The sequence below is a fragment of the Hydrogenophaga sp. LT287 genome (assembly GCF_055702805.1).
The window spans coordinates 1-11768 of the sequence record NZ_JBVPZC010000053.1 but is presented as its reverse complement, the minus strand read 5'-3'; the positions used below and the strand labels follow the sequence as shown (position 1 = coordinate 11768).

9 protein-coding genes and 4 pseudogenes are annotated in these 11768 nt (G+C 62.9%); 10 read left to right on the top strand and 3 right to left on the bottom strand.

What is annotated here, in order from left to right:
- Together AC0GNR_RS18935 and AC0GNR_RS18930 are read right to left on the bottom strand one after the other, a co-directional pair.
- Positions 1-411 (bottom strand): annotated as a pseudogene (locus AC0GNR_RS18935) (IS21 family transposase); the annotation flags it as partial.
- An 832-nt stretch (positions 412-1243) separates the two neighbouring features.
- Positions 1244-1471 (bottom strand): annotated as a pseudogene (locus AC0GNR_RS18930) (Rieske 2Fe-2S domain-containing protein); the annotation flags it as partial.
- A 144-nt stretch (positions 1472-1615) separates the two neighbouring features.
- Between AC0GNR_RS18930 and AC0GNR_RS18925 the strand changes: the two are divergent.
- The gene (locus AC0GNR_RS18925; protein WP_444689832.1) at positions 1616-2413 is read left to right on the top strand and encodes an IclR family transcriptional regulator; all 798 of its coding nucleotides are present in this window, start codon (positions 1616-1618) and stop codon (positions 2411-2413) included.
- A gap of 307 nt (positions 2414-2720) precedes the next feature.
- Here AC0GNR_RS18925 and AC0GNR_RS18920 read toward each other — a convergent pair whose 3' ends face one another.
- Positions 2721-3521: an IclR family transcriptional regulator domain-containing protein gene (locus AC0GNR_RS18920; RefSeq protein WP_137917462.1), complete on the bottom strand. Its 801-nt coding sequence runs from the start codon at positions 3519-3521 to the stop codon at positions 2721-2723.
- Here AC0GNR_RS18920 and AC0GNR_RS18915 point away from each other — a divergent pair.
- The 9 genes and pseudogenes from AC0GNR_RS18915 (at position 3520) to AC0GNR_RS18875 (ending at position 11467) form a co-directional block, all read left to right on the top strand.
- The gene (locus tag AC0GNR_RS18915; protein WP_472902334.1) at positions 3520-4569 is read left to right on the top strand and encodes a Bug family tripartite tricarboxylate transporter substrate binding protein; all 1050 of its coding nucleotides are present in this window, start codon (positions 3520-3522) and stop codon (positions 4567-4569) included. The genes AC0GNR_RS18920 and AC0GNR_RS18915 overlap by 2 nt on opposite strands.
- 11 nt (positions 4570-4580) lie before the next feature.
- Positions 4581-5813, top strand: coding sequence for an aromatic ring-hydroxylating dioxygenase subunit alpha (locus AC0GNR_RS18910; protein WP_137917460.1), 1233 nt, complete (start codon positions 4581-4583; stop codon positions 5811-5813).
- A 2-nt stretch (positions 5814-5815) separates the two neighbouring features.
- Positions 5816-6280: an aromatic-ring-hydroxylating dioxygenase subunit beta gene (locus AC0GNR_RS18905; RefSeq protein ID WP_472902333.1), complete on the top strand. Its 465-nt coding sequence runs from the start codon at positions 5816-5818 to the stop codon at positions 6278-6280.
- A complete protein-coding gene (locus AC0GNR_RS18900; protein ID WP_252374213.1) occupies positions 6277-7248 on the top strand; it encodes a PdxA family dehydrogenase in 972 nt (323 codons plus the stop codon). The genes AC0GNR_RS18905 and AC0GNR_RS18900 overlap by 4 nt, the downstream gene beginning before the upstream one ends.
- Positions 7245-8261, top strand: a complete 1017-nt coding sequence (locus AC0GNR_RS18895; protein WP_472902332.1) for a 2Fe-2S iron-sulfur cluster-binding protein — start codon at positions 7245-7247, stop codon at positions 8259-8261. Before AC0GNR_RS18900 ends, AC0GNR_RS18895 begins: the two co-directional genes overlap by 4 nt.
- A gap of 215 nt (positions 8262-8476) precedes the next feature.
- Complete coding sequence (locus AC0GNR_RS18890; RefSeq protein WP_472902335.1) at positions 8477-8992, top strand: IS110 family RNA-guided transposase; 516 nt, start codon at positions 8477-8479, stop codon at positions 8990-8992.
- A 465-nt stretch (positions 8993-9457) separates the two neighbouring features.
- A pseudogene (locus AC0GNR_RS18885) lies at positions 9458-9707 on the top strand (JAB domain-containing protein); the annotation flags it as partial.
- 4 nt (positions 9708-9711) lie between these two features.
- Positions 9712-10152: pseudogene (locus AC0GNR_RS18880) on the top strand (aldehyde dehydrogenase family protein); the annotation flags it as partial.
- 88 nt (positions 10153-10240) lie between these two features.
- The gene (locus AC0GNR_RS18875) at positions 10241-11467 is read left to right on the top strand and encodes an IS256 family transposase (RefSeq protein ID WP_472902331.1); all 1227 of its coding nucleotides are present in this window, start codon (positions 10241-10243) and stop codon (positions 11465-11467) included.
- The last annotated feature ends 301 nt before the right edge of the window (positions 11468-11768 follow it).

Here is an 11768-nt window from a genome sequence, read left to right as displayed (position 1 = left end):
GGCTTGCCCGATCTGGATGTGGCCGAAGTGGCCCCAGTCGCATTGCCCCTGTTCACCGGGCAAGGTGCGCAGGCGCAAGTAGGCCTGTGCTGGGGGGCGCGGACGGTGGCGGGCGACGATGTGGCGAAAGTGGTCGGGGCGCCCCTCGTAACCGCGCTCGGCGGCCATGGTGTGCAGCCGGCTGGCCGTGAGGTTGGGGAACTGCTTCAAGGTCTCCTGGATAAAGGGCAGGTAGGGGGTCACGCCCGAAGTGCGTTGTGCGGGCACGATTGGGGCCGCGCCGGCCTGGGTGAGCACGCGCATGACGGTCTCGCGGTGCACGCCCAGCTGGGACGAGATGGTTCCCACCGGCCAGCGCTCGGCGTGGTGGTAGCGCAGGATCTGCGCCTTGAGTTCAGGTGAAATGGCCATGTGAGTCGGTACTCCATACGGAAGGTTGGGATGGATGGCGAAAGCGGCATCGCAGAAAGTCCTGACGCACAAAAGCCGAGACCGAACGGCCGCAAAACTGGCACTTGCAGCGCTGGCTTGCGTCTGGATTCAGAGCGGTTGCGTCGCTGGATGGGAGTACATCAGCGCAGGGCGGTGGTGGGCCACCCTGATGCGTCACTATTTGTTGGCGCGCGCGCCATTGCCCCTGGCGTGTGGCGTGAGCGTGGCGGCCCTTGCGGCTGTCCTGGTAGCGTTTGGCAGCGGCGCGCTGGGCGCAACTTCTGGCCTGGAGTGAGCAGACTGCGCTGCAGTAGCGCTGGCCGCGGTCGCAGTGGCTGCAGATGAGCACAGGGCTGCGACACAGGGCGCACAGAAAACGTCTGGGCGGTGGTGACGGCGGCTGTGGTGGTGCGTGTTGGGCAGTGGGCATGGGCGGTCCATTCCCATGCGTGGGCCCACGCTGCTGGACAGCCACGCCCGCTTCGTGAATACTGACAGCGGCAACGGCGCCCTCCAAAGCGGTGGGTCTCGGGGCGCGACAGTGGGTTTACCGGAAAGTGACTGTCACTGTCGCGCCTGCTTCTTACACAGGTAGGCGATATGTAACGCAAAACACCAGCGCTGCGCCATACCCCTGCGCTGGCTCAAGCCCGCTCGCCATGGCCAAAGCAGGCACGCTCAGGACACGTCTGTGCCCTGTGCAACGGGCACCCTTCGATTCAAAGGAAATTCAAAGCAGTCAGCTGACTGCCGCGGATGACCGCCACCGACTGCTTGCCGACACCAGATTTACGCGGGTTTAGAGCGCCGCTAACAACACCCCGCGGTGTGAGCAGAACTCACTGATCAGGCTGGCCTGTCCATCCGTGTTCCGAAAAGCCAGCAACTTTTCACCCAACAGCTGTACCCGCACCTGGGGGCCATCCGGCTCCGCGATTTCGCTCGACATCAGCGCCGGGACCCAGTACCGCCGCAACAGATTGCCCATGCGGGTCTCAGGTCCGACCCGGGTAAGCGTTTCCGACATTTCTTTGTTCACATGAATCTCCAAAGTCTCTTGATGCTTGCTTATGTCCATTTAGTGGACATGTAGTCCATGGTATGGACATCATTGATCTGCGTCAAGAGTTGAGAGATCAGTCCGACAGGCGGACAGTTGGACGCGTAACATCCGCCAACAGCAATGAACGGGCGAACGGAAGTGGAACCACCAGAAAAACCGGGCGAAGGTGTCCGAGCTGTGGACAGGGCACTGCAGATCTTGATGGCCTTTACCGCAGACGACCATCGACTCACTGCCGGGGAACTGACCAAACGCGTGGGTCTTAGCCGCCCCACGCTGTACAGGCTTCTGCACACGCTGGAGAACAGCGGATTCATCGTTTCATCTGGAGATCCGCAGAGGTTCGAACTCGGTCCGTCAGTGGCTCATTTGGCTCATGTTTGGAGCGCCAGTCTGGACATCGCAACGATTGCCCAGCCGATGATGCGCAGACTCTGGGATCAGACAGGAGAGACCGTCTCTCTTCTAGTCCATCAGGGCAACAGTCGAATTTGTGTTGCCGAACTCGCCAGCGGACAACCCTTGAGCTTCAAACGCGGCGTGGGGTACCGCGAGGACGTCACGTTGGGTGCAAGCGGCCGGGTGATCCTTGCTCACGTCTCCTCACCGGAGACCTACATCGGTCGCGACAAAGCGAGGCCGACCGACGTTGCGGAATACCTCGATCGCTTGAAGAAGATTCGCGAACAAGGGTATGAGATCAGTCGCGATGAACTGATCAAAGGGGCCGTCGCCGTTGCCGTGCCGTTCTTTATGGGAGATAGCAAGGTGGCAGGCTCACTGGCTGTGTTTGGACCAGGCGTTCGCGTCGATCGTCATCGCGTTCAGACCTTTGCAGACATGTTGAAAGTCGAAGCGACAGCCCTTTCAAAAGCTCTGGGTCAGCGGCTTGTATCCAAGAACGTCGCCAAAACTTGAACTTCCAATATCAATTCACCGCATCCAAAAAAGCCAACCAGGTTGAAAAGCCTTCGCTCTGAAAGGTAGGTTCAGCCTGGTCTGAGTCATTCGAGCCCGACGTCCCGAAAGATGGCGGGGTTCGTCACCGGGCATTCCAGGGCCAGCTTTCCGTTCGACCGCTGTGCCTCACAAACCCGCCATTCCGCGGTTCGCGTTGGTTACCCGGGTGGCGACAGACTGGCCGCGCTCCAACACGCACACCGGCACCACCCGAAAATCAGTTTCCGTCTGCGTTCGCCCCTATTTGAAGAGCCGTAAAGCAAGCTCACGCAGGAAAGAGGCGCGCCTCCAGCGTCTCGCGCGCCCGGTTCAGCATGGGCAGGAAGGCGTCGCGAAATTCTCCCATGCCCATGCGCTCCACCCGCACCGCAATGCTGATCGCAGCGACCACCTGTCCCGTCCGGTCGCGCACCGGTACCGCCATCGACCGCACCCCGATTTCCAACTCGCCATCGTTGGTGGAGAAGCCGTCTTCCCGGCAGCGATCCACCAGTTCGACGACTTGCGCCACGCTGTGGATCGTCTGCGGCGTCAGCGCCACGCGCCTCATGCCACGCACGCGAGCCAGTGCGTCCTGCGCGGACATCCCGGCCAGCAACACACGTCCCAGCGCCGAACAGTAGGCCGGCAGGCGTGAGCCGATGCCCAGGCCCGTGCTCAGGCTGCGGCGCGCCGTGGACCGCGCCACGATGATCGCGTCGTCATCCAGCAACTGCCCCAACGACGCCGATTCGCGCGTGCGCTCCGACAAGGCATCCAGCAGCGGTTGTGCCAGCGAGGGCATCGGTCGCGAAGACAGGTAGGCATGCGCCACCAGCAACGCACGCGGCTGCACCCAGAAGCGCTTGCTATCGCTGTCCAGGTAGCCCAGCTGATGCAGCGTGAGCAGGGAGCGCCGCGCAGACGCGGGTGACATGCCGGTCAGGCGTGCAACCTCCGATAGCGTCAGGCGGTTGTGTTGGCGGCCAAAGCAGGTGAGCACGTCCAGGCCCTTCTCCAAAGAGGTCACGAAATAGCGGTCGGCCGCATTCACGTCCGTCAACTGTTTGGGTTCATTCTTGCGCATGGCGCAAATCTACCTTGTTTGGGAACGCCTCAGCGGTAATACTGGCCTCCCCATAAAACAACTGCGGAGACAACCCATGTTTCATTCCTTCCCGCGCCGCCTCGGCGCAGCCTTTGCGCTGGCGTCTTGCCTGATCGGCAGTGCCTTGGCGCAGACGAGCAACCAACCCCTGAGGCTGATCGTGCCCTTCCCCGCAGGCGGCACGGCGGACGTGCTGCCGCGCATCCTGGCCGAGAAATTGCGCACGCACTTCCCTGCGGGCGTGGTTGTTGAAAACCGAACCGGCGCAGGCGGCAACATCGGTGCCGAATCGGTGTTCCGCTCGGCGCCCGATGGCACCACGTTCCTGGTCTCGCCACCCGGACCCATTGCCATCAACCACCACCTGTACAAGAAGCTCGCATTCGACCCGACGAAGTGGGTGCCCGTCACGGTGCTGGCCACCGTGCCCAACGTGCTGGCGGTCAGCACCAAGGTGCCCGCGCAGAACGTGGCGGAGTTCATTGCCTACGCCAAGGCCAATCCGGGCAAGGTGACCTATGCCTCGCAGGGCAACGGCTCCACTTCGCACCTGACAGCCGCCCTGTTCATGCAGCTGACCGGCACCCAAATGACCCACATCCCCTACCGTGGCACAGCGCCCGCGCTGGTTGATCTGGTCGGCGGGCAGGTCGACGTGTTCTTCGACAACCTGAGCTCGTCCGCGCAGTTCCACGCGGCGGGCAGGCTGCGCATCCTGGCGGTGGCGGACGCGGTACGTTCAACCGTGTTGCCTCAGGTGCCCACCTTCGAAGAATCCAAAGTGGCTGGCATGAACGCTGTGACCTTTTTCTCCGTGGTGGCCCCTCCCGGCACACCACCGGCCACGGCCACCGCCATGCAGAAACTTCTGAGTAACGCGATGGCGATGCCCGACGTCAAGGCCAGGTTCGCCGAACAGGGTGCAGAGCCGCGCGGCTGGTCCACCGAACAGTCCGGCCGCTTCATCCAGGCCGAGTCAGACAAGTGGAACAAGGTCATCAAAAGCGCCAACGTGACGCTGGAGTAAGAGAAACCAACATGCAGGAACAGACCATTCACTGGCGCAGCGACGCGCTCACACGCATTCCCTATTCGCTGTACACCGACAAACAGGTGCCCGAGCAGGAACAGGAAAAGATCTTCCGTGGCAACACCTGGAACTTCCTGTGCCTGGACGCCGAGTTGCTTGAGGCGGGCAGCTACCGCACCACGTTTGCCGGCACCACGCCGGTGGTGGTGGTGCGCGACGGCGACGGTGAGATCTACGCGTTCGAAAACCGCTGCGCTCACCGTGGCGCGCTGATCGCGCTGGAGAAGTCCGGCAAAGCTGAGAACTTCCAGTGCGTTTACCACGCTTGGAGCTATAACCGCCAGGGCGACCTGACCGGCGTGGCGTTCGAGAAGGGTGTCAAGGGCCAGGGCGGCATGCCGCCCGATTTCTGCAAGGAAGAACACGGCCCGCGCAAGTTGCGCATCGCCGTGTACAGCGGCCTGGTATTCGGCAGCTTCTCCGAAGACGTGCCCGACATCGAGGAGTACCTGGGCGACGAGATCTGCCAGCGCATCGAACGCGTGATGCACAAGCCGGTGCAGGTCATCGGCCGCTTCACGCAGGCCCTGCCCAACAACTGGAAGCTCTATGTCGAGAACGTCAAGGACAGCTACCACGCCAGCCTGCTGCACATGTTCTTCACCACCTTCGAGTTGAACCGGTTGTCGCAGAAAGGCGGCGTCATCGTCGACGAATCGGGCGGCCACCACGTGAGCTTTTCGATGATCGACACCGCGGCCGAGAAGGACTCTTCCTACAAGGACCAGGACCTGCGTTCGGACAACGACCGCTACCGCCTGAAGGACCAGACACTGCTGGCCGGCTTCAAGGAGTACGACGACGGCGTCACGCTGCAGATCCTTTCCGTGTTCCCGGGCTTCGTGTTGCAGCAGATCCAGAACTGCCTGGCGGTGCGCCAGGTGCTGCCCAAAGGTGTGGTCCGCACCGAGCTGAACTGGACCTACTTCGGCTACGCCGACGACACGCCCGAGCAGCGCAAGGTGCGCCTGAAGCAGTCCAACCTGGTGGGGCCGGCCGGCTTCATCTCGATGGAGGACGGCGCGGTGGGCGGTTTCGTGCAGCGCGGCATTGCCGGCGCGAGTGACAAGGAAGCCGTGGTGGAAATGGGCGGAGACGAGTCCGGCTCCAGCGAAGGCCGCGCCACCGAAACCTCGGTACGTGGTTTCTGGAAAGCCTACCGTCACCACATGGGGGCCTGAGCATGATCGATCTTCTGACCATCGCCGCTTTCAACGCCCGCTACGCTCACACCATCGACAGCGATGCGCTGGAGGCCTGGCCCGCCTTCTTCACCGAAGACTGTCACTACCGCATTACCCACGTCGAGAACGAACAGGAGGGTCTGGCCGCAGGCATCGTCTATGCCGACTCGCGTGCCATGCTGGAAGACCGCATCGCCGCGCTGCGCGAGGCGAACATCTACGAGCGCCAGCGCTATCGCCATCTGCTGGGCATGCCCTTGGTGGATTCGGCCGACGACACCACCGCGCAGGCGCGCACGCCCTTCATCGTGGTGCGGATCATGGCCACCGGGCAAAGCGAAGTGTTTGCCACCGGCGAATACCGCGACTGTTTCGAGTGCGAAGCTGGCGAGCTGCTGCTGGCCGAGCGCGTGGCCATCTGCGACAGCACGGTGACCGACACGCTGATGGCCTTGCCGCTGTGAGCGCCACGCCACCTTTGCGCCGCATCGCTCTGGCGGCGGGCGATCCCAACGGCATCGGCCCCGAGATCGCGCTCAAGGCCCTCGCCGCGCTCGCCCCGGCCCAGCGCGACCGCATCACGGTGTTCGGCCCCGGCGCAGTGCTGCAGCGCGCGGCATCCATCTGCGGTTTGTCCACGCTCTGGCCGCAACTCCGTCATGTGGAGGCGGGCACGCTGTCCGACAGCGCCGCGGTACCCGGTCGCATCGATGCCGCGGCCGGCGCGTCCACCGTTGCCTCCGCCACCGCAGCGCTGCAGGCCGTTCGCGCGGACGACTTCGACGTGGTGATCGCCTGCCCGCACCACGAGACCGCCATCCACCAGGCCGGTATTGCCTTCAGCGGTTACCCGTCGCTGGTGGCGCGCGTCTGCGGCATGCCGCAGGACGAGGTGTTCCTGCTGTTGGTGGGTGGCGGGCTGCGCATCGTGCACGTGACCCTGCACGAGAGCGTGCGCACCGCGCTGGACCGGCTCACCCCCACACTCGTGCAGCAGGCCGTGCGGGCCGGTGCGCGCGCCTGCGCCCTGCTGGGCGTGAACGATCCGAGCATCGGCGTGTTCGGCATCAACCCGCACGCCTCTGAAGGCACGCTGTTCGGCCCCGAAGACCAGCAGATCGTGGTGCCCGCCATGGCGACCCTGCGCGCCGAGGGTTACCGGGTCGATGGGCCGCATGGCGCCGACATGGTGCTGTCTCAGCGTGGGCACGACTTGTACGTGGCTATGTTGCACGATCAAGGCCACATTCCGATCAAGCTGCTGGCGCCGAATGCGGCGAGCGCCTTGAGCATCGGCGGGGACGCACTGTTGTCCAGCGTGGGCCACGGCTGCGCCATGGACATCGCGGGCCAAGGCATTGCCGACCCGACCGCGCTGCTGCGCACGATCGCCCTGTTGTCGGGCGCCACACAACCCCAAGCAGTCGCATGAGCCCCTCCATTGCCATTGAAGCGACCGAGGTCGCTTTCGAAGCTGCGCCCGGCCAGAGCCTGCTGGACGCGGCCTTGCACGCCGGCATTGACCTGCCCTACTCGTGCCGCAAGGGCGTGTGCGGCAGTTGTGTGGGCGGCATCGTGTCGGGCGAGGTCCAGGGCATCAACGGCGCGGCCATCCGCAACGACATCTGCGGTCCGGATCAGGTGCTGTATTGCATGTGTGAACCCAAGAGCGACGTGGTTCTGCGGCCCGTGTCGTGGAAACGGCTGGAACCGAACGCGCGCAAGACCTTCACCGCCAAGGTACACAGCAACCAGCTGGCCGCGCCCGACGTGTCCGTGCTCAAGCTGCGCCTGCCAGCTGGGCAGCGCGCGAAGTTCCAGGCCGGCCAGTACCTGCAGATCCTGCTGGAGGATGGCAGTGCGCGGTGTTATTCCATGGCGAACCCGCCCCACGAAAGCGATGGCGCTACGCTGCACATTCGCCATGTGCCGGGTGGGCAGTTCAGCGCGCGCGTGGCGCAACTCGTGCCGGGTGACCTGCTAACGATCGAGATGCCGTTCGGCAACGTGGCGCTCGCCGCGGACGACATGCGCCCCATCGTTTTCGTGGCCGGTGGCACCGGGTTCGCGCCGGTCAAGTCCATCCTGGACGACATGCTGAAGAGGCGCGTGCAGCGCGACATCACCCTCATCTGGGGCGCTCGCGAGGCGGGTGGCCTTTACCTGCGCGCCGCCGTCGAACGCTGGCAGAAACAGTGGCCCGGGTTCCGCTTCGTCGCCGCCTTGAGCGGCATGTCGGCAGATGCTGCGGGCGAGGCCTTCGCAGGCCGTGTGGACCAGGCCCTGCACACCACCTGTGCCGACCTGGCCGGTCACGTCGTGTACTGCTGTGGCTCACCGCCCATGGTGTCGGCAGTTCGCTCGGCGGCGACCGCCAAGGGATTGACCTCCGAGGACTTCCACGCCGATGTGTTCGTATCTGGGCCTTCGTCAACTCCGGCATAGCGCGTCAACGACCTCGACAATCGAGGCTCCCCCCAATGGAAGCTTTACCGGCAACGTACAACAGCTCAATGTCTGTTTCAGACGGCGGATTCAACCGGTCGATGCAACACACTAACCCCCGCCTGTAAGCTGATTGAGTACCGTGCCTTGGCTCGAATCGTTGCAGACAAGTTGCGCATGCTCTGGTCGCCAGAACAAATCGCAGGTTGGCTAAACTGCCTACTGATCTGGTTGTCAGCGTGCAGGAGCAACTCAAACGCATTGATGCCTTGGTTGCTGACATTGACCACATTGGCCAACGGCTGCGCGCCATGATTCAGGAGGATCGACAGATGCAGGCGATCCAGCAGATCCCCGGCATCGGAGACTTAACGGCCTCCGCTCTGGTAGCAGCCGTGGGCAACTTCTCGACGTTCAAGTCTGCGCGCCAATTTGCATCGTGGGTTGGCTTGACACCACGGCAGGTGGGCACCGGGGGCAAGACCCAGCAACTGGGCATCTCCAAGCGTGGCGACACCTACTTGCGGACCCTGTTGATCGCGGGGGCCAGAGCCGTGATTGCCAGGGCGGAGAGATCGGGTTGGATCACATGGCTGCTGGAGAGTCGCCACTACAACGTGGCGGTCGTCGCGTTGGCCAACAAGATTGCGCGCACAGCGTGGACAGTCCTGGCCAAAGGCGCCGCCTTTGACCAGGTCAAATGGCATCCGCTTGAACAAGCAAGCACCTGATCAACGAACGCTTGAGCATCAAGCCGGCAAGCGACTGATCAGAACCGCTTTGAAGGAGAACCTGCAAGAAGCGAAGTGATGGGATGAAGGTCAAACCGGGTTGGAGACATTCCGATGAACCGCCAGTACCTTGAGTACAGCCCGGAGGTAGGAGCTCCAACCGCGAACAGCCATCATGGGCAGCAGCACCGACTGCAAAAACAGCCCGAATGTAAGGCAGCAAACCTTTCAGACGATCACGACGCGGAAAACTTGTTCTCCTCGGGCGGACCATGTAGGCGGTTCACTCCGTCTGCCTCTCGAATCCGAAACTCAGCAGCTACTTCAACGTCGCCACGACTGAGAACTTCCAGAGGTCGCAGTTCTGAATCGCCCCGGGACGATTCATTCATAGCTACCGGCTGCCGCACAAGGAACTGAAGCTTTCGACGTTTGGTCGCCCGGAGTGCCATCGCAGACATGTGTGTGCTCGACTACGTGGAGATGTTCCGCGGCAAGGTGAGCCAGACCTCGGTGTATCCGCGCGAAGTGGTCCGCGATGCGCAGCTGCTGGTGCACAACCACCCCTCGGGCGTGGCCGATCCGTCGCGGGCCGATGAGGTCTTGACGCAGACGCTCAAGCAGGCGGCCGCCTTGATCGACGTGCGGGGTGCTGGACCACTTCATCGTCGCGGGCAGCGCGGTGCAGTCGATGGCCGAACGCGGGCTCGTTTGAGCCATGGGCCTTCGGGCCCATTTTTCTTTTGCTGGCGGCCGGCAACACGGTCCTCCTGAAACCCCCTGAACAAGCCCCCCTGTCCACCTTGCGGCTGATGGAGCTTCTTGACGGTGTGTTTCCACCCGGCGTATTGAACTGCGTGGTGGGCGGCCGAGAGGTAGGGGCCGCCATCGCTCAGCATCCGGACGTTGACGCCGTGGGCTTGATCGGAAGCGTGCAAGCAGGCAAGGCCGTTTTGCGCTCCTCCGCCGACACCATGAAGCACTGTCTGCTGGAACTCGGTGGCAAGAGCGCCATGGTGATTTATCCCGATGCCGACCTGGAAGACGCTGTCGATGGCGCCGTGCGGGGGATGAACTTCACCTGGTGCGGCCAGTCCTGCGGTTCCACAAGCAGACTGCTCATTCATGAAAGCCTGTACGAGCGGTTTCTGGAAGCCGTTGCCATCCAAGGCCTGGATCGAGGGTGTGCAGAATTTTGTGTAAACGGACAATCAACCGCCGGCGCAAGCCGGCCTGTCCGTAAGCACAATGAGCACCAAGAAACACGACGTACCCGAAGAACTGCTGTCTGGCCTGCTGGCCAACTACAAGAAGCCCGAAGACCTCATCGGCGAGAACGGTCTGCTCAAGCAACTGACCAAGCTGCTGGTCGAGCGAGCCCTGGACGCTGAGCTGACTGAGCACCTGGGCCATGAACGCAACGAGGCGGTGGCCAATCCCGCTGGCAACACCCGCAACGGCAAGAGCAGGAAGACCCTCAAGGGCGACTTCGGCGAACTGCCCATTGAGGTCCCCCGCGACCGCCATGGCAGCTTCGAGCCCCAACTCATCCCCAAGCACCAGACCCGATGGGCCGGCTTCGACGACAAAATCATCTCGCTGTACGCCCGTGGCATGACGGTGCGCGAGATACAGGCCCACCTCGAAGAGATGTACGGCACCGAGGTCTCATCCAGCCTGATTTCCTCGGTGACCGATGCCGTGGCCGATGAGGTCAAGGCCTGGCAGGCCCGGCCGCTGGAGCCGATTTACCCCATCGTCTATCTGGACTGCATCCACGTGAAGGTGCGCGAGGGCGCGGTGCGGGTCAAGGCGGTGTACCTGGCCATCGGCATCACCATGACGGGCGAGAAGGAGGTACTGGGTCTGTGGCTGGCGCAGACCGAGGGTGCCAAGTTCTGGCTGCAGGTGGTGACCGAACTGCGCAACCGGGGCGTGCAGGACATCTTCATTGCCTGCGTCGATGGGCTCAAGGGCTTCCCTGACGCCATCGAGGCCGTCTTCCCCAAGGCGGTGGTGCAGCTGTGCATCGTTCACATGGTGCGCCACAGCCTGAACTACGTCTCGTGGAAGCGCCGCAAGGAAGTGGCTGCCGACCTGCGCCGCATCTACACGGCCGCCACCGCCGAGGAGGCCGAGCTGATGCTCGGTGAATTCGAGACCCGCTGGGATGCCGAGTACCTGCCCATCGGCCAGTCCTGGCGCAGGAACTGGAGCCGCTTGACCCCGTTCTTTGACTACCCGCCGGAAATCCGCAAGGTCATCTACACCACCAATGCCATCGAGTCGGTGAACATGAGCCTGAGGAAGCTGACCAAGAACCGGGGCTCGTTCCCCAGCGACGAGGCGCTGACCAAGCTGTTCTACCTGGCCCTGCGCAACATCAGTCAGAAGTGGACCCTGCCCATCCGAGATTGGAAGGCTGCCCTGACCCGCTTTACCATTCAATTCGGAGACCGCATCTCCGTCACTTGAAGTCCCACCCGTTTACACAAAAATTCGGACACGCCCCCGACTCCGCGTGGCCGACTGAATGCCCGCATAAAGTAAGCCATCCTTAGTGACTTTGACGCTTATGAGCTAAAACTGGCCGTATGCCGGCTTGACCTCCTATGGGGGTCATGTTTCTTGATCTGAGGCCTATAGTGGGTCATGGTTGCTTGCACGCGCCCCCTCATCCCCGTACTGACCGCCTGTGCACTGCTGCTGCCCCCCTCGACCAGCAGCAGCGAGAGCGTGCTGGTCAGCTTGGAAAAGTCCAGCACCGAGTTAGAAC